Genomic DNA, 17,202 nt, shown 5'->3' on the forward strand with positions numbered 1-17,202 from the left:
ACACTCGACGGCAGGAGAAACTGCGCCGACAATTTGCGATTATGGTTAATTTTCTCCTCGTGAAACTTTAAGGAGATATTACCTGTCGATGGCTTACGAATACTGATGCGCTACAATAAAGCTGACGCTGCAACACAATAGCAGAGAGGCAGGCATGGAGGTCAGTGCGGAAACAAAAACCGGCCGCCGGGATCTTGTTCAGCCCATTATGGCGGGAGCGCTCGCTGCCGTTGTCGGCTATGCAAGCACGTTTACCTTGGTGCTCGCGGCATTGACTGCCGCCGGCGCCTCCCCTCAACAGGCGGGTTCCGGCCTCTTTTCCGTCTGTCTGGCGCTGGCTGTTCTCAACGTCGCTGTGTCCTGGCGCTCGAGAAAGCCGGTCAGCTTTGCCTGGACGACGCCTGGTGTGGCTTTTCTGCTCACGGTGGGAGAGCCGGTTGGCGGTTTTCCGGCTGTCGCGGGCGCGTTTCTGGTCTGCGCCGCGCTGATCGTCCTGACTGGTCTCTTCCGGCCCTTGGCACGCGTCATTGCCGCCATTCCAGCTGCCATCGCCAATGCCATGCTGGCCGGCATGTTGCTCACGCTTTGCCTTGCCCCCGTTAGCGCACTTGCCGAAGTGCCCATGCTTGTTGCGCCGATTCTGCTCGCCTGGATGCTGGGTCTGCGATTCGCGAGGCGCTATGCCGTGCCGATCGCAGTGGTCGCAACCGGGCTCGTGCTTGCATTCACGACACACCTGCCACAAGGAGCGCTCGATGGCACTTGGCCCATTCTTGTTCCCGTCGTGCCGGTATTCACCTGGGACGCGGTGGTGCGGATCGGCTTGCCCCTTTATATCGTCACCATGGCATCGCAAAATCTGCCTGGCATCGCCGTGATGAGGGCCAATGGCTATGCCCTTTCCGCCCCGCCGCTCTTTATCACGACAGGGATCAGCAGCGCCGTAACCGCCTTCTTCGGCGGGCAAACGACCAACCTTGCGGCCATCACGGCGGCTATCTGCGCAGGGCCGGAGGCTCATCCCGACCCGGGCAAACGCTGGCCTGCGCCCATTGCGGCCGGTGCGACTTACCTTCTTCTCGGGCTCGCGGCGAGCCTGGCTGCAGCGTTCATTGCCGCTTCGCCGCCGATCCTGATCCAGGCGGTCGCGGGTCTTGCGCTTCTCTCCAGTCTCGCTTCGGCTTTGTCGGCCGCGCTTGCCGAGGAAGACACTCGCCTTCCCGCCATCCTGACCTTTGTGGCAACGGCATCGGGAATAACCATTGCCGGAGTCGGCGCGCCCTTTTGGGGTCTGGTTGGCGGCATCGCCCTCCTGTTCCTTCTGCGTCCGCCGAAATCATGAGCCGGATCTTCGGGATGATTCTTGCGGGCGGGGAGGCGTCTCGCCTTGGTGGCGTGCGCAAGGGCGAATTGCGGGTGAGTGGCGAACGAATGATTGATCGCGTTGCACGCGGCCTTGCCGGGGTAGAGCCGATGATCGTGGTTGCCACAGGCCAGCGCACCGATTGCCCCCTGCCCCCGCCAGCAGTCGCTGTGCCCGACAGGCAAGCCTTTGCCGCGGGCCCCCTGGGGGGGCTGGCTGCGGCAAAGGATTTTCTGATCACGGCCGCCGCGCCCGATGACATCCTCGTTTCTGCTGCGGCCGACACACCGTTTCTGCCGAGCAATTATGTATCGAGACTCGCCGGCGCGGCTGAAATCTGCGGCGCAGCCTTTGCGGCATGGGGCGACGATTTCTATCCGACGCACTGCGCCTGGAGGCTGGCCAGTTTGGATGATGCATTGGCTGCCCTGCCACAATCTGCTGGGCCGAGGGCAGCCTTGACCCTCGCTGGGGCCGAAAGGATCGATTGGAAGGACGAATCTGCGGCCAATCCATTCGCCGGCGCCAACACCCTTGCCGAACTGCTGGCGCTACACCGTCGCGCCGTATCTGCGTGAATGCCTTGCGCTTTGGACCTTGTGACAGATTTATTCACAGGCATTTCACCGAGGGGCTTGGCAAACCAAATCAGTTTGGGTACACGGACCTCGCCTTCAACGCGAAGGCAACACCGAAGTGTTCCGCGATAGCTCAGTTGGTAGAGCAAGCGACTGTTAATCGCTGGGTCGTAGGTTCGAGTCCTACTCGCGGAGCCATTCGGATTTCCCCCTGACATTCTCCGCTTGAGTTGCGCTGAACGTTTCTCGTTCGGCGCCGAAGTTGTTTGGAGATGGTCTCGCGTTCACCCATTACGCTCTCACGCTGCACATTTTTTGCGCATCCAGCGATTGAGACGGTTGCCGCCCTGCCGGCAGAGGCGTAGGGAGAGGCTTCCTTTCTGGATTGTCCGACATGAGCACAGAGACCCGCACTGCCGCGCCATCGGCCGGCCAGCAAACAGCCTTGAGCATCATTCTTGCCGTCAGCGGCGCGCATCTTCTCAACGACCTGCTGCAATTCCTCCTGCCAGCGCTTTATCCGTTGCTCAAGGACACCTATGGTCTCAGCTATCTCCAGATCGGCCTGCTGACCCTGGGCCAGCAGATCACTGCCTGTTTCCTGCAGCCGATCTTCGGCCTGCGCGGAGATCTCAAGCCGCACCCTTACAGCCTTGCGCTGTCGCTGATCATCGTGACCGTCGGCATACTCGGTCTGGCGCTCGCCAACAGTTTCTTCTGGCTGTTCCTGGCTGCCGTCGTCATGGGCACCGGTTCGGCGCTTTTTCACCCCGAGGCGTCTCGCGTTTCGCGCATGGCATCGGGCGGACGACTCGGCTTTGCGCAATCGCTGTTTCAGGTTGGCGGCAATCTCGGTACGGCACTCGGGCCGCTCGCAGCGGCGCTTATTCTCCTGCCGCTGGGACAGTCGACGACAATGTGGTTCCTGGTGCTGGGACTCCTGGGTATTCTGGTGCTGACCCATGTCGGACGCTGGTTCGTCGAGCATCAGCGTCAGGCGGCATCACGCCCCGCTGTCGCCATTCGCAAGCCGGCTCTTTCCCGCAATCGGCTGATTCTCGCATTTGTGGTGATCGGCGCCCTTCTGCTCAGCAAGTTCATCTATATCGAGGGCCTCAAAAGCTACTACGCCTTCTTTCTCATGGAAAAATTCGCCCTATCGGCGGAAGAGGCCCAGATCTACCTCTTCCTGTTTCTTGGAGCTGTGGCGGCAGGCACGTTTATCGGCGGCCCGATCGGCGACCGCTATGGGCGGCTTGCGGTGATCTGGGTTTCGATCCTAGGCTCCCTGCCTTTTACCCTGGCCATGCCCTATCTCGATCTCTACGGCACAGCAGCCATGAGCATCCTGACCGGGCTGATCCTGTCTTCCGCGTTTTCGGCGATGGTTGTCTATGCTCAGGAGCTGGTTCCGGGCAAAGTTGGCATGATCGCCGGCTTCGTCTTCGGCTTCGCGTTCGGCATTGGCGCTCTGGGAGCCGCGGGCATGGGCGCCCTTGCTGACGAGATCGGCATCATCGAAGTGTTCCAGATCTGCGCGTTCTTGCCGGTTCTGGGTATTTTGACCATTTTCCTGCCCCGCACGGCAGAACTCCATCCCGAACTGAAGGAGAAGCGCGCATGAGCTCGGAAACAGACATCGACAACGAGAGCCAGATCACGCTCACTCGCAAGATCGGCGCCAATGTGAGTGACGTCTTTTCTGCCTGGACGGACCCTGCTCTGATCGAGCAATGGCAGGTGGACGAAGCCGAGTTCGAGCCCGTCAAGGGCGGCGAATATCGCTATGTCACCTATGCCGAAGAGGACGAAGAGGCCGACCACGAAGTAACGGGCGAGATTCTCGACTATGTCGAGGACGAAAAGCTGGTCATGTCGTGGGTGCACCGCGACGCGGAGAGCGACGAAGAGCTGATCTTCGTTCTCGATATTAGCTTCCGCGCCCTCGACGACGACAATACCGAGATCACGCTGGTCGAGCGCGGCTTGCCTCATACCGATCCCCAGACGCGGATCTTTTCGATGGAAGCCTGGAGTTCGGCGCTCGAGCAACTCGCCGAGGTCATGGAAGAAGTTCTGGACTGAACCACAGTCCCCTCTAAGGCGTAGTAACACAAAGCACGGAGCTACGCCTTGGACCGACCCACCTGCCTCGTTTGGCTGCGCAACGACCTGCGCCTGGCCGATAATCCCGCCTTGGCCGCTGCCTGCGATTCGGGCATGCGAGTCGTGGCGCTCTTTATCCACGAAACCGACGAAGACGTGCGTCAGCCCGGTGCCGCGGCGCGCTGGTGGCTGAACCAGAGCCTCGAACACCTCTCGGAAGCGCTTGGCGCAATCGGCATCCCCCTTGTTGTTCGCGAGGGAAAGGCTGGCACCGTGATCGACCAGATGATCTCGGAAGAAGGTGTGCAAGCGATCCATTGGAACCGCCGCTACGCACCGGGCGAACGCGCCCTCGACAGCGCCATCAAGGACGACCTGCAGCAGCGTGGTTTTGCCGTGGCGTCACACATGGGCAATGTGCTTGCCGAGCCCTGGACCGTCGCGACCGGCCAGGGGAAGCCCTATTCGGTCTTTACGCCCTTCCGCAAAAACCTGCGCCAAATGCATATCGACCAGCCGCTGCCTGCGCCGGACAAGCTCGCATCGCCGATCAAATCCAAAAAGGTGGATGGCGACTACCAGCGACCTTTCTGGGCCAAGAAGTTCGACGGGATATGGGTAATCGGAGAGGCCGGCGCGCACAAAGCGCTCGAGACTTTTCTCGATTCTCTTCTCGATGATTATCCGCAAGGGCGCGACTTCCCGGCTGAAGAGGCAACGTCGCGGCTATCGCCGCATCTCCGGCATGGCGAAATCTCGCCTCGCCAGGTCTGGCACGCCACATTGGCCCATATGCATGCCGAGCGTGGATCGCATGAGGCGGGCGAGAAATTCCTCTCTGAAATCTCCTGGCGCGATTTCAACTACCATCAGCTTTACCATCGCGAGGACATCGCGAACGTCCCGATGCAGGAAAAGTATGCGGGAATGAAATGGGAGCATGACCAACAGGGCCTTGTTGCCTGGCAGGAGGGCCGCACCGGAATCCCCATGGTCGATGCCGGTATGCGCGAGTTATGGGCTACCGGGTTCATGCAGAATCGGGTGCGGATGTTGACTGCCTCGTTTCTGGTCAAGAACCTGCTGATCGACTGGCGCATCGGGGAGCGATGGTTCTGGGATTGCCTGTGCGACGGCGACGTCGCCAACAACCCGGCGAACTGGCAGTGGGTCGCCGGCAGCGGGCTCGACGCCGCCCCGTACTTCCGTATCTTCAACCCTGTGACCCAGGGGACGCGCTTCGACAAGGGCGGCGACTATGTCCGGCGCTGGGTCCCAGAATTGGCGAAACTGCCGGACAAGCACATCCAGGACCCTGCCAATGCGCCCAAGGACGTGCTGAAGAAGGCAGGCATTGAGCTCGGCAAGGATTATCCGCTGCCCATCGCAGATCTCAAACAGTCGCGCGAACGAGCGCTTGAACGGCAAGGCAGTCTCTAGAAAATCCAGCTGCGTTCGGCCCGTCTTTTGGGCGGAGCTTGCAGTGACATGCCTGCTGACGAAAAGTCGTGCCGCAGCCGACGTTTCAACCTTGTTCGTGACAGAAGCGGACCTTACCTTCCAGCAAACAACAGCTCGAAAAGATCATGGCCAAGCACGAAGACCTTATTTCCGCCATCGGCAACACCCCGCTCATCCGCCTCAACCGGGTGTCGGCACTCACGGGCTGCGAAATCTGGGGTAAGGCGGAATTCCTCAATCCGGGCCAGTCGGTCAAGGACCGCGCTGCGCTGTTCATTATCCACGACCTCGTCAAGTCGGGCGCGCTCAAGCCGGGGGGCACGATCGTCGAAGGGACGGCCGGAAACACAGGCATCGGCTTGACCCTGGTCGCCAATTCACTCGGGTTCAAGTCGGTGATCGTGATCCCTGAGACACAGAGCCAGGAAAAGAAAGATGCGCTTCGCCTTTATGGCGCTCAGCTCATCGAAGTGCCGGCCAAGCCTTACAAAAATTCAAACAACTACATCAAGCTTTCAGGGCGCCTCGCCGAAAAGCTCAATCGCGAGTTGCCGGAGGGTGCGGTCTGGGCCAATCAGTTTGACAATGTGTCCAACAAGCGCGCCCATATCGAGACCACGGGTCCCGAAATCTGGCAGCAGACCAATGGCCGCATCGATGGGTTTATCTGCGCCGTCGGCTCTGGTGGAACGCTGGCGGGCGTCGCCGAAGCGCTGCGCGCACGCAATCCCGACGTCAAGATCGGCCTAGCCGATCCGGAAGGCGCTGCGCTTTACGAATATTACGCCAATGGCGCACTGAAATCGTCGGGCAATTCGATCACCGAGGGAATCGGCCAGGGCCGCATCACGGCCAATCTTGAGGATCTCAGGGTTGACTTGCCTTACCAGATCTCGGACGCCGAGGCCCTGCCCTATATCTTTGATCTTCTGGAGCACGAGGGCCTTTGCCTCGGTGGCTCGAGCGCCATCAACATCGCGGGGGCGGTGCGAATGGCGCGCGATCTGGGGCCGGGCAAGACCATCGTGACCGTACTGTGCGACTACGGCAATCGCTATGCCAGCAAGATTTTCAACCCGGAGTTCCTGCGCGAGAAGAACCTGCCGGTGCCGAACTGGCTGGCGAACCAGCACCAGATCGATATCTCCGGAATCATCGAGGCGGAGCCCGCCTGACGGATGGGAGCCCCTTGGCAGGATTGGTCAAGGGGCTCGCGCCAAATCTGCTTTCAGAGATCGAAACGGAGATTGGTAGGACCATCGAGTCGACGCCCCTTGCCGGCGCTGAGGGGTGTCGTCGACGGGACTTCCTCTAGCACCATGGCGCGAGCCAGCCCCTTACCTCGTCCCTTGAGATAGAATCCGTAGTGAACGGATAGTGCCTCCTCGGGGACTTCAAGAACGATCTCTCTGCCGACCCAATCCGTGTTGGATGAAATCGGACCGTCCTGACTGAAACTCTCCAGATTCTCAAAACGGATCGATCCTGCCGGGCCGTCGACGCGAAGCCAGATTGTCAGGCCGCCCGCTACATCGACCGACTTCAGCTCGGCGGACAAACGTAACTTTTTGCCACGATACGAAGCGGCGCCGAAGCTTTGCATCAGGGTGCAGAAGTCGGACTCTGTCGTCTGCTGGTTCGTTTGGGGTTGGCTTTGGATCCATGCGGCTGACTGTGCCTGGTCCACGCCTGTACGGTATTTTTCAAGCGAGCGGCCGGCCCGCGTCCAGTGTCGAGGAACACTGTCTGGCTGGGCATTCGCCTCGATCCTGGCGCTTAAGATGTTCCAATTGGCCAACCCGAACTGCCGGGCGACAAGCTCGAGACATCCTGCATGCGACACATCGATGCCGCGCTCTGCCAGTGCCTGCCGCAGCAGTTTGGCCATGAGTTTTGCGTCCATGAACGTATGCATGGTCTGATCCTCTCTGGCGGGCGCAACAGATCAGTGATCGCATTGCTGACGATTTGCCCGCTCCGTGGGTCAAACCATTTTTCGCGTCGTGCATTCACCCTTCCCGGAGGATGCGAGCGGCAGGCTGCACAAGCCCAAGGCGATGCTAGCGTCTTGCCGGTTCATGTCAACGCGGATTGTCGAACCGTGTCCGACTGATAGATTGTGGGCGATCAGGAGAACAATGCGTGTTTGGCATAGACGATATCTTACGAGCCATAGTCGCCGATTTGCACATCGTGGCGGCGATCATGGCAGCCATCTACCTTTTGGCCTTTGTTTGTGCCGTCCGTGAGATTTTCAACTCTCGCACCTCGCAAGGCTCCATCGCCTGGCTATTGTCCTTGGCGCTGCTGCCGTTTCCCACGGTCTTCCTTTATCTGATCTTCGGGTGGAAGTTTTTCGACGACTACGCCACCGACAGGATCAAAAACGGCCGCGCGGATCGTCCGCTCCGGGCCAAGGATCTGGCGCTGATCGATCGGGAAACCGACGCCAAATGGCCGGTACAGGTGCAGGTTTCGGAATTGCCGTTTCTCAAAGGCAATGAGGTCGAGCTGCTGATCGATGGACATGCGACGTTCGAATCGATTTTCGCTGGGATCGACGCGGCTGAAGAGTACCTTCTCGTTCAATTCTACATCGTGCGGGATGACGCGTTGGGCCAGCAACTGGCAGAGCGCTTGATCGCCAAGGCCAAGGCCGGCGTGGAAGTGCGCCTGCTCTATGATGACATTGGCAGCACCGGCATGCCCAAGCGTTTCCGCACCCAAATGCGAGATGCCGGGATCAAGGTGGCTGGCTTCAACCAGCAGCACAAGTTTCTGCGCTTTTACGGTCCAACCCGGATCAACTATCGCAACCACCGCAAGATCGTAGTGGTGGATGGCAAGCATGCCTGGGTCGGTGGCCACAATGTGGGTGTCGAATATCTGGGCGAGAACCCCAAGTTCGGTCATTGGCGCGACACGCATGTGCGTGTGTCGGGGCCTGCTGCGCTCGGCTGCGCCCTGTTGTTCAGGGAAGACTGGGAATGGGCAACCGGGGAACGTCTTCCCTCGACCCCGCCTGCGGAGCTGGAAACGCCTGGAGACCAATCCGTGCTGGTGATGGGCAGCGGCCCCGCCGACCAGCTCGAGGAATGTGCGATCGCCTATGTCGATCTTATCGGCCGGGCGCGAGAACGCCTGTGGATCGTCAGCCCCTATTTCGTGCCGGACACCGATATCCGTACTGCGCTTTTTGCCGCGCGTCTGCGTGGTGTCGATGTGCGCATCATGCTGCCCGACAATCCCGATCACCTGATTGTCTGGCTCGCCAGCATGGCGCATGCCGATGCCATGGTCGAACACGACATCTCGATTTACCGCTATACCGACGGGTTCCTGCACCAGAAAGTGGTGCTGATGGACAATGAGATCGCAACGGTCGGCAGCGTCAATTTTGACAATCGCTCCTTTGCCATCAATTTCGAGATCACCCTCTGGTTTACCGACGAGAAGGCGATCAAGGCGGTGGAGGAGATGCTCGAGGAAGATTTCAAAGCCTGCCGTCAGGTCAGCGTGGCCGAAGTCTCGACCCGGCCGGTGACGCTCTACTTCCTGACTCAGGCTGCACGCCTCATGTCGCCTGTGCTCTAGCTCAGCGAATGGGAGGTGCGTATAGCAGCCCGCCATTGCCCCAGAGAGCGTTTTGCCCCCGTACCATGGCGGCGCCTGTCTGGGGGCCGAAATGGCGGTCGAAAAGCTCGCCATAATTGCCGATGGCGCGGATGGCATCGGTCATGAAGCTGGCCCGCAGACCAAGCGAGGCGCCTACATCCCCGTCAATGCCGAGGAGACGCCTCACATCGGGAGAGCGTGCGGCTGAGAGAGAATCAATATTGAGACCCGTTACCCCGACTTCCTCGGCTGCGATGAGCGCAAAGATGGTCCAGCGCACAATTTCGAACCATTGATCGTCGCCGCCCGGCACGACCGGACCGATCGCTTCCTTGGAAATGCGCTCGGGCAGGATGCGGTGCTGGGATGGGTCGGCGAGTTCCCGCCGCATTGCCTGGAGCTGGCGGCCGGACGCGGAGACGACGTCGCACATATTGGCACGATAGGCGACAAGAAGGTCCGCCACATCCTCATAAACGACATCGGTATAGCTGGTCTGGTTGGAAAAAAAGAACTCGTCGAGCGCCTGCAAGGCGCCGGCCCCATCCACCACGCAGACGCGAACATCGTTCAACTCATAGGCCGAGACGACGCTGAGCGACTGGGGCACGAGAAAGCCCTGTCCATCGAAAAAGCTGGGTGTCACATAGCGCGCGCCGTAACGCAGATCGCGGCCCGCGGTCCAGGCGCCGTTGCGCATCAGCACATCGACTGCCCCGGTCTGAAGCGGAGCGAAGCGCGCTTCGCCACGGAAGGAACGAAACTCGATCAGGTCCGGATTGCCGAAAATGGCGGCGGCGAGCGCCCGGCAGAGATCGACATCGAATCCCTGCCATCGGCCTTCCACATCCTGCTGGGCGAAACCGGCCAGCGGATTGCTCGATCCGCAGACCAAAAAGCCCCGCGCACGGATCGCATCAAGTGTTTGTGCCTGGGCTGGCGCCACAAGGCCAAGAAGGACCAGCGCCAGAACAAGCAAAAATGGCTTCATGCGTGAGATCAACTGGCCGGCCCTGCTTCGATGAAGCCGCATTTTGGCAGGCCAAGGCCACGGGTCAAGCCGCAGATTGGCTCGACCCGTGGATATCAGCGCTAATCGGCTAATGCAGGATCTGGCTGAGGAAGAGCTTTGTGCGTTCGTGCTGTGGATTGGAGAAGAAGGCTTCGGGCTCGTTTTCCTCGATGATCTGTCCCTGATCCATGAAGATCACCCGGTTCGCCACCTGACGGGCAAAGCCCATTTCGTGGGTGACGCAGATCATGGTCATGCCGTCTTCGGCAAGGCTGATCATGACTTCGAGCACTTCCTTGACCATCTCCGGATCCAGTGCAGAAGTCGGCTCGTCGAACAGCATGATCTCGGGCTGCATGCAAAGCGAACGGGCGATGGCGACACGCTGCTGCTGGCCGCCCGAGAGCTGGCCGGGGAACTTGTTGGCCTGTTCCGGGATCTTGACGCGCTCAAGATAGTGCATGGCGGTCGCTTCGGCTTCAGCCTTCGGGATGCCGCGCACCCAAATGGGAGCGAGAGTCAGGTTTTGGAGGATGGTCAGATGGGGGAAAAGGTTGAAGTGCTGGAACACCATGCCCACCTCCCGGCGCACCTCGTCGATGCGCTTGAGATCGGCAGTCAGTTCCGTGCCGTTGACGATGATCTGGCCTTCCTGGTGCTCTTCGAGCCGGTTGATGCAGCGAATGAGCGTCGACTTGCCGGAACCCGAGGGCCCGGCGATGACGATGCGCTCGCCTTTCATCACCCGCAGGTTGATGTCGCGCAGGACGTGGAAGTCGCCATACCACTTGTGCATGTTGACGACGTCGATGGCCACCTCGGTCTTGCTGACCTGCATGTGACTAGTGTCGATATCGCGATCGACGGTGGTTTCGGAAACCTGAGACATGGAGCTACCTCTTGTAGCCAGTGTTGAGACGGTGCTCCATGAAGATGGAGTAGCGGGACATGCCGAAGCAGAAGACCCAGAAGACCATTGCTGCGAAGATGTAGCCGGTGGTCGCCGTGTTGGCCGACTGCCACTCGATGGCGGAGTCGTTCTTGGTTTTTACTGCTTCAAGCAGGTCACGCATGCCGACGATGTAAACGAGCGAGGTGTCTTTGAACAAAGCAATGAAGTTGTTCACGATACCCGGGATGACGTGTTTGAGCGCCTGGGGGAGGATGATGAACCCCATCCGTTTCCAGTAACCGAGCCCGAGCGCGGCTGCCGCCTCGTACTGCCCTCGTGGAATGGCCTGTAGACCACCGCGCACAACCTCCGCCACATAGGCGGATGTGAACAGAGTTACCCCGACCAGTGCGCGAAGGAATTTGTCTACGGTCGTGCCCTGCGGCATGAAGAGCGGCAGCATGACCGAAGCCATGAACAGGATGGTGATCAGCGGCACCGCCCGGATCAGCTCGATGAACATGACGCAGACCGTCTTGATGATCGGCAGTTGCGACTGACGGCCGAGTGCCAGCACCACGCCGATCGGAAATGAAAGGGTGATACCGACCACCGAGATGATCAGGGTGACGAGCAGCCCGCCCCATTGTTCGGTGGGCACGACGCGCAGGCCAAACAGGCCGCCGGCGAGCAGGATGTAGCTGACCACCGGATAGACGACGAACAGCAGCACAGCGTTCGTTCGCTTGTATGGCACCTTGGGGATCAGAAGCGGAGCAAGCAACAAGGCGCCCAGCGCAAATACGAGATTGGGCCGCCAGAACTCCTGAGCCGGATAAAAGCCGTAGATAAAGAACTCCATCTCGGCAGCGATATAGGCCCAGCAGGCGCCGGCATTTTCAAGCCGGCACTGCTCAACGGTGCCCCCCGGCGGGACGGCATTGCCGAAAAAGAAGCCGTAAAGCGGCGGGATGATCCAGGCGAGAAACACCACGCCCAGGATCGTCAGCGCCGTGTCGAGGGGCGTCGAGAACAGGTTCTTTCTGACCCAGGCAATCGCACCGCTACTGCGGTTTGGTGCGGGCCGGGCGGAAACTATTTCGGAACGGACGAAACCAATATCTGTCATGGCGCGCTCCTACCGTTCAACCAGCCGGACCCGGGCATTGTACCAATTCATGATCGCCGAGGTGAGCAGGGAAAAGCTGAGATACACCATCATGGTGATGGCAATGCATTCGATCGCGCGACCTGTTTGGTTCAGTGAGGTCCCAGCAAACACATTGACCAGTTCGGGATAGCCGATGGCGGCACCCAGGGACGAGTTCTTGGTCAGGTTTAGATATTGGCTCGTGAGCGGTGGGACGATGACCCGCATGGCCTGAGGCACGATGACGAGGCGGAGACGATCACCCTCCTTAAGCCCCAGAGACTGGGCAGCCTCGGTTTGCCCATGGCTGACCGCGAGCACACCGGCGCGCACCGTCTCGGCGATGAAGGCCGCCGTATAAATGGTCAGGCCGAAGGCCAGCGCTACGAACTCCGGCGGCAAGGCGAGCCCACCACGGAAATTGAAGCGTTCAAGAACCGGCGGATCGAAAGCGACGCTGGCGCCGGAGACGAACCAGACCAGAGCCGTGACGCCGACAAGCAGAACCAGCGATGTCAGGAAGACGGGAAAGCGTTGACCGGTGGCTTCGAGGCGTGTCTTGGCCCAGCGGCGCAAGAAATAGATCGCCACGAGCGCCAGCAGCAGACCGACCCACACAAAGCCGAACTGTTCGTCCGGCAGCGGTTTGGGCACGAAGATGCCGCGCTGGTTGATGTAGGATTCGAACGGTAGCTCGATCGAGTTTCGCACCGCCGGCATCGCCTTGAGCACGGCGAAATACCAGAAAAAGAGCTGCAGCAACAAAGGGATGTTGCGGATCACTTCGATATAGACGGTGGCGAGGCTGGAGATGATGAAGTTGGTGCTCAGACGCGCGATGCCGATGGTGAAGCCAAGGATCGTTGCGAAGACGATGCCGATCACAGCGACAAGCAGTGTGTTGATCAGCCCGACCAGAAACGCTTCCCAATAATAGGAGCCGCGCGACCATGGCAGCAGCGAGAAGCTGATGTCGAAGCCGGCCGTTCTCCAGAGAAAGTCAAAGCCGGTCGACTTGTTTTGGGCCGCAAGGTTAGCGGCGGTGTTGCCGATGATCCAGGCGATAAAGCCGACCAGGATGGCGGCGACCACTACCTGGTAGATGATCCCGCGGATCACCGGATCGTTTAAGAAACTCATTCTTGGGGCAGAGTGGTGCCCCATTTCCTGTGTGGTCATGAAGACTGTCCCTTGGCCGCAACATACCTGCCGGTGTGCCGAGGCGCACCAGAAGTGACAGAACAAAAAGTTCGGCGCCCACAGAGGGGCGCCGGGTCTATTCGTTCAGTTAGCGGATCGGGGCGGAGTACTGGATGCCGCCGTCTCTCCAGAGGGCGTTAAGACCGCGCTCAAGACCAATCGGGGTGTCCGGACCGACATGCTTGTTGTAGATCTCAGCATAGTTTCCGACAGTCTTGACGATCTGGTAGGCCCAATCCTTGGTTACACCGAGGGGAGTGCCAAAATCGCCTTCAACGCCTAGGAGGCGCTTGATGGCCGGATTGTCGGAGCCAAGCATCTCATCGACATTGGCGGAGCTAACGCCGAGTTCTTCGGCTTCGAGCAGAGCGAAATAGGTCCAGCGTGCCAGGTTGAACCACTGGGTGTCGCCAGCGCGCACCACCGGGCCAAGCGGCTCCTTGGAGATGATTTCGGGCAGGATCTCGTGATCATCCGGATTGGCGAATTTGGACCGCTCGGCAGCGAGGGCCGAAGAGTCGGTGGTGTAGACGTCGCAGCGGCCATCTTCATAGGCCTTGACCACTTCGTCCTGGTCGACGAACACGACGGTGTTGAAATCCATGCCATTGGCAGCGAAGTAGTCAGCTGCATTCAGCTCCGTGGTGGTGCCGGATTCGATGCAAATGGCGGCGCCGCTCAGATCGAGGGCGGACTCGATGCCGTCTTCCACGCGCACCATGAAGCCCTGACCATCATAGAACATGGTGCCAACAAAGCTGATGCCCAGCTGTGTGTCACGGCTCATGGTCCATGTGGTGGTGCGCGAAAGGACGTCCACTTCGCCTGCGGACAAAGCTGTGAAGCGTTCCTGGCTTGTCAGCGAGGTGAAGCGCACCGCATCGGCGTCGTTGAAGATGGCTGCGGCCATGGCGCGGCAAAAATCGACCTCAAGCCCGGCCCAGACATTGTTCGAATCAGGTGCAGAAAACCCGGGCACACCCCCCGTCACACCACACTGAAGATACCCCTTTGCCTTCACGTCATCGAGGATTGCGGCCTGTGCCGAAACCGCCGAGAGACTCAGTACCGCTGATGCTGCAAGCGTTACGAGTTGTTTTTGCATTTTTTTGCCTTTTGTTTCCTGACCCTCATGTGCCGAAGCCAGGCCCTATTCTCCATGTCGGGCCGCTCCGGCGCATCGCCGCCCTTTGTATGGCGGTTACGATGCTGTTAAGCATGCAAGCGCCTAAAGATGAAAACGTCAAGCGTCGAAGGTGGATTGGGACAGCGCTTCTGTCTCTTGTTTAGCCAAATAGTAAATCTGACCTGATTTTGAGCATCGTGCACAAATGAGTACTTCATCCAAGCTCGGCATATCAGTCGAGACCATCCTGACCCATGAAGGGCGCGACCCCGACAGCCAGTTCGGTTTTGTCAACACACCGGTCTATCGCGGCTCGACCGTGCTGTTCAAAAAGCTCGCCGATCTCGAGGCTCAGTCGCAGCGATTTCTGTATGGCCGCGCAGGCAACCCAACCACCGAAGGGGTCGAGGAGGTGGTGACGCTGCTTGAAGGCGCCTACAAAACCAAGCTTGTGCCCTCGGGGTTGGCTGCGATCACCATTGCCATGCTTGCCTGTCTCAAAGCGGGCGACGACATCCTGATCAGCGACAGTGCCTATGAGCCGGGACGCAAGTTCGCCGATGGCTATTTGAGCCAGATGGGCATTTCGGCGCGCTACTACGATCCACGAATCGGCGCGGGCATTGCGGACTTGATGCTGCCCAATACGCGGGCAGTGCTCGCAGAAAGCCCGGGGTCGTTGACCTTTGAAGTCCAGGACATCCCTGCTTTGGCACAGGCGGCCCATGCGCATGGCGCAAGGCTGATCGTGGACAATAGCTGGGCGAGCCCCCTTTATCACAAGCCGCTTGCCCTGGGCGCAGACATTGTCGTCCATGCCGGAACCAAGATGTTCGTGGGGCACTCCGATGCTTTTGCCGGCACGATCTCCACAACAGAGGCGGCGTGGGAGAACGTCGAGCGGGTCCGAACGCTGCTGGGGTTCTTCACCTCAGGCGACGACGCTTATCTTGTGGCGCGGGGATTGAAGACGCTCGCCATTCGGATGGCCGAGCACCAGAAGCGCGCGCTCGAGCTTGCCGAATGGCTGAGTGGGCAAGGCGAAGTGGTGGAGGTGTTGCACCCTGCACTGCCGAGCCATCCCGATCATGCGCTGTGGAAGCGGGATTTCACCGGATCGGGAAGCCTTTTCGGTTTCGTGCTCAAGCCTGCTTCTAGAGATGCGGTGGCCGCCTTTGTGGACCACATGCAGATCTTCTCCATGGGCTATTCATGGGGTGGCTACGAGAGCCTTTGCCTGCCCGTCAACATCACGAAAGCGCGGACGGCCGTGCCCCGGCAGGAGCGCGGCAATCTTTTCCGCGTCCATGTGGGATTTGAAGGCATGGAGGATATCAAGGCCGATCTGGCTGCAGCGCTCGAGCGCTATGCCAGAGCGCGCTGAAGCAGGCGCCGCAGGGCCGGGACCCCGGTAAACCTGATCTTTCCCCCTGGCGTTGGCCTGAACAGCCAGCGCCGGCGGGCAAAGAGATTGCGAATGGCATAGGTGCCCAGCGCGCCCACGGCAAAGCCGGCAAGAACGTCGGTGGGATAATGATCGCCCGTGACGACGCGCGATACGCCCGTCACCAGTGCGATGATCAAGAACAGGCGGAAGAAGCGTGGAGCGAGAAAGCCGACGACGATCGCGGTCGCCATCGCGGTTGTCGAATGTCCCGATGGGAAGCTCTGAAAGGTCCAGTCATTGAAGATGTACTGGAAATCAAACGCGCCGAAATCGTCATAGACCGTCGGGCGTCCCCGGCCCAGGATGCGCTTGGCAAAGGCCGTGATCAGGCCTGTTCCGGCGACCGCCGCGAAAATGAAGCCGGAAAGCAGCGACAGTTCAAAAATCGCGCGCCGCCAATGCGAGGTCTTTCCCCAGAATCGAAACATAAGAAAGCTGACGAGAAAGACAAGCCCGCTGGGCACAAGCACCCATTCAGAGAGGCCAAAATGGGTGACGAACTGGAATGGCTGGCGCCACTCGACAGCCCAGGCGGTGGCGCTGCGCGACGCGTAGACATCAAAAAACAGCAGAACGAAGAGCGCAAAGATGAAAAAGGCCAGATAATCTGGCCAGTTTCGACGATTGAGCCCAAATGGCCAGCGTTTGGTCAGGTCACTCATGCTGCCTTTGTGGTCGGAGGATCTTTCAACGTCAATAGCAGGATCGACGCATTGGCGGTCTTGCCCTTTGCCGCGGAACAGGCTAACGGAGAGGCGCAACGTCGGAGTGTAGCTCAGCCTGGTAGAGCACCGGTTTTGGGAACCGGGGGTCCAAAGTTCGAATCTTTGTACTCCGACCATTTGCGCATCGTGTTGAGGACCCTGCATGACCGCCCGCATCTACCGCCCTGCCCGTAACGCCATGCAGTCTGGCCGGGGCAAGTCAAAGCAGTGGGTTCTGGTGCACGAGCCGGCCAATGCCCGCCGCATCGAGCCGCTGATGGGCTATACCAGCAGCACCGACACGCGCCAGCAGGTCAAACTTTCCTTCCCCACACTGGAAGAAGCGGAAGCCTATGCGCAGCGCAATGGCATCGAATATACGGTGCAGCCGGCGCATGAGCCTACGCCCAAGCGCGTGAGCTATCCCGACAATTTCCGGGCCGACCGGAAGACACCCTGGACGCATTGAACGCGTCACTCCACGGATGAATCTGCCAAGCGCTGCAAGAGATTGCGGCGCTTTGTTTTTCTCGAAATTGCCATGCGGG

General features: G+C 59.7%; 15 protein-coding genes, 2 tRNA genes and 1 pseudogene. 11 read left to right on the plus strand and 7 right to left on the minus strand.

The genetic code is table 11. The features are described 5' to 3' along the window. The first annotated feature begins 154 nt into the window (after positions 1-154). From BM364_RS09190 to BM364_RS09220, 7 genes are all read left to right on the plus strand, one after another. The gene (locus tag BM364_RS09190; RefSeq protein ID WP_092423517.1) at positions 155-1,342 is read left to right on the plus strand and encodes a benzoate/H(+) symporter BenE family transporter; all 1,188 of its coding nucleotides are present in this window, start codon (positions 155-157) and stop codon (positions 1,340-1,342) included. Beyond that, positions 1,339-1,941 (plus strand): molybdenum cofactor guanylyltransferase, encoded by a 603-nt coding sequence (mobA, locus tag BM364_RS09195; protein WP_092423519.1) that lies wholly within the window; start codon positions 1,339-1,341, stop codon positions 1,939-1,941. The genes BM364_RS09190 and mobA overlap by 4 nt, the downstream gene beginning before the upstream one ends. 122 nt (positions 1,942-2,063) lie before the next feature. Beyond that, positions 2,064-2,139, plus strand: a tRNA-Asn gene (locus BM364_RS09200). A gap of 196 nt (positions 2,140-2,335) precedes the next feature. Further along, on the plus strand, positions 2,336-3,565 hold the full coding sequence (locus BM364_RS09205; RefSeq protein WP_092423520.1) for an MFS transporter: 1,230 nt from the start codon (positions 2,336-2,338) through the stop codon (positions 3,563-3,565). Further along, positions 3,562-4,026 (plus strand): SRPBCC family protein, encoded by a 465-nt coding sequence (locus BM364_RS09210; RefSeq protein ID WP_092423522.1) that lies wholly within the window; start codon positions 3,562-3,564, stop codon positions 4,024-4,026. The genes BM364_RS09205 and BM364_RS09210 overlap by 4 nt, the downstream gene beginning before the upstream one ends. Positions 4,027-4,074: 48 nt before the next feature. Beyond that, positions 4,075-5,487, plus strand: a complete 1,413-nt coding sequence (locus BM364_RS09215) for a cryptochrome/photolyase family protein (RefSeq protein ID WP_244542811.1) — start codon at positions 4,075-4,077, stop codon at positions 5,485-5,487. Between the two features lie 146 nt (positions 5,488-5,633). Continuing rightward, positions 5,634-6,683 carry a cysteine synthase A gene (locus BM364_RS09220; RefSeq protein ID WP_092423525.1) on the plus strand — a complete coding sequence of 350 codons (1,050 nt, stop codon included), beginning with the start codon at positions 5,634-5,636 and terminating at the stop codon, positions 6,681-6,683. Positions 6,684-7,246: 563 nt separating this feature from the next. Here BM364_RS09220 and BM364_RS18815 read toward each other — a convergent pair. Further along, a pseudogene (locus tag BM364_RS18815) lies at positions 7,247-7,423 on the minus strand (glyoxalase superfamily protein); the annotation flags it as partial. 227 nt (positions 7,424-7,650) lie between these two features. Between BM364_RS18815 and cls the strand changes: the two are divergent. Further along, positions 7,651-9,102 (plus strand): cardiolipin synthase, encoded by a 1,452-nt coding sequence (gene cls / locus BM364_RS09230; RefSeq protein WP_244542812.1) that lies wholly within the window; start codon positions 7,651-7,653, stop codon positions 9,100-9,102. Position 9,103: 1 nt separating this feature from the next. Here cls and BM364_RS09235 read toward each other — a convergent pair whose 3' ends face one another. The 5 genes from BM364_RS09235 to BM364_RS09255 form a co-directional block, all read right to left on the minus strand. Next, a complete protein-coding gene (locus BM364_RS09235; RefSeq protein ID WP_175528530.1) occupies positions 9,104-10,114 on the minus strand; it encodes an amino acid ABC transporter substrate-binding protein in 1,011 nt (336 codons plus the stop codon). Between the two features lie 109 nt (positions 10,115-10,223). After that, entirely contained in the window at positions 10,224-11,024 is an 801-nt protein-coding gene (locus BM364_RS09240) for an amino acid ABC transporter ATP-binding protein (protein WP_175528531.1), read from the minus strand. Between the two features lie 4 nt (positions 11,025-11,028). Beyond that, positions 11,029-12,156 carry an amino acid ABC transporter permease gene (locus BM364_RS09245; protein WP_092423531.1) on the minus strand — a complete coding sequence of 376 codons (1,128 nt, stop codon included), beginning with the start codon at positions 12,154-12,156 and terminating at the stop codon, positions 11,029-11,031. Positions 12,157-12,165: 9 nt separating this feature from the next. Next, entirely contained in the window at positions 12,166-13,356 is a 1,191-nt protein-coding gene (locus BM364_RS09250; RefSeq protein WP_092423533.1) for an amino acid ABC transporter permease, read from the minus strand. Positions 13,357-13,465: 109 nt separating this feature from the next. Then, complete coding sequence (locus tag BM364_RS09255) at positions 13,466-14,482, minus strand: amino acid ABC transporter substrate-binding protein (protein ID WP_092423535.1); 1,017 nt, start codon at positions 14,480-14,482, stop codon at positions 13,466-13,468. A gap of 226 nt (positions 14,483-14,708) precedes the next feature. Between BM364_RS09255 and metC the strand changes: the two genes are divergently transcribed. After that, positions 14,709-15,887 carry a cystathionine beta-lyase gene (gene metC / locus BM364_RS09260; RefSeq protein ID WP_092423537.1) on the plus strand — a complete coding sequence of 393 codons (1,179 nt, stop codon included), beginning with the start codon at positions 14,709-14,711 and terminating at the stop codon, positions 15,885-15,887. On the opposite strand, the gene BM364_RS09265 is transcribed toward metC, so the two are convergent. After that, a complete protein-coding gene (locus tag BM364_RS09265) occupies positions 15,869-16,612 on the minus strand; it encodes a phosphatase PAP2 family protein (protein ID WP_092423539.1) in 744 nt (247 codons plus the stop codon). The two genes, metC and BM364_RS09265, sit on opposite strands and share 19 nt — an antisense overlap. Positions 16,613-16,714: 102 nt before the next feature. Here BM364_RS09265 and BM364_RS09270 point away from each other — a divergent pair. Further along, positions 16,715-16,791 (plus strand) — tRNA-Pro (locus BM364_RS09270). A gap of 26 nt (positions 16,792-16,817) precedes the next feature. Next, entirely contained in the window at positions 16,818-17,123 is a 306-nt protein-coding gene (locus tag BM364_RS09275; RefSeq protein WP_092423541.1) for an ETC complex I subunit, read from the plus strand. Positions 17,124-17,202 lie beyond the last annotated feature (79 nt).

It is taken from the genome of Devosia crocina, from assembly GCF_900116545.1.
In the GTDB taxonomy this organism is placed as follows: domain Bacteria; phylum Pseudomonadota; class Alphaproteobacteria; order Rhizobiales; family Devosiaceae; genus Devosia; species Devosia crocina.

Excerpts from the sequence above, each read along its gene's own strand:
- BM364_RS09190 (WP_092423517.1), top strand. The coding sequence starts at position 155 with ATGGAGGTCAGTGCGGAAACAAAAACCGGCCGCCGGGATCTTGTTCAG.
- mobA (WP_092423519.1), top strand. The coding sequence starts at position 1,339 with ATGAGCCGGATCTTCGGGATGATTCTTGCGGGCGGGGAGGCGTCTCGC.
- BM364_RS09205 (WP_092423520.1), top strand. The coding sequence starts at position 2,336 with ATGAGCACAGAGACCCGCACTGCCGCGCCATCGGCCGGCCAGCAAACA.
- BM364_RS09210 (WP_092423522.1), top strand. The coding sequence starts at position 3,562 with ATGAGCTCGGAAACAGACATCGACAACGAGAGCCAGATCACGCTCACT.
- BM364_RS09220 (WP_092423525.1), top strand. The coding sequence starts at position 5,634 with ATGGCCAAGCACGAAGACCTTATTTCCGCCATCGGCAACACCCCGCTC.
- BM364_RS09235 (WP_175528530.1), bottom strand. The coding sequence starts at position 10,114 with ATGAAGCCATTTTTGCTTGTTCTGGCGCTGGTCCTTCTTGGCCTTGTG.
- BM364_RS09240 (WP_175528531.1), bottom strand. The coding sequence starts at position 11,024 with ATGTCTCAGGTTTCCGAAACCACCGTCGATCGCGATATCGACACTAGT.
- BM364_RS09245 (WP_092423531.1), bottom strand. The coding sequence starts at position 12,156 with ATGACAGATATTGGTTTCGTCCGTTCCGAAATAGTTTCCGCCCGGCCC.
- BM364_RS09250 (WP_092423533.1), bottom strand. The coding sequence starts at position 13,356 with ATGACCACACAGGAAATGGGGCACCACTCTGCCCCAAGAATGAGTTTC.
- BM364_RS09255 (WP_092423535.1), bottom strand. The coding sequence starts at position 14,482 with ATGCAAAAACAACTCGTAACGCTTGCAGCATCAGCGGTACTGAGTCTC.
- metC (WP_092423537.1), top strand. The coding sequence starts at position 14,709 with ATGAGTACTTCATCCAAGCTCGGCATATCAGTCGAGACCATCCTGACC.
- BM364_RS09265 (WP_092423539.1), bottom strand. The coding sequence starts at position 16,612 with ATGAGTGACCTGACCAAACGCTGGCCATTTGGGCTCAATCGTCGAAAC.
- BM364_RS09275 (WP_092423541.1), top strand. The coding sequence starts at position 16,818 with ATGACCGCCCGCATCTACCGCCCTGCCCGTAACGCCATGCAGTCTGGC.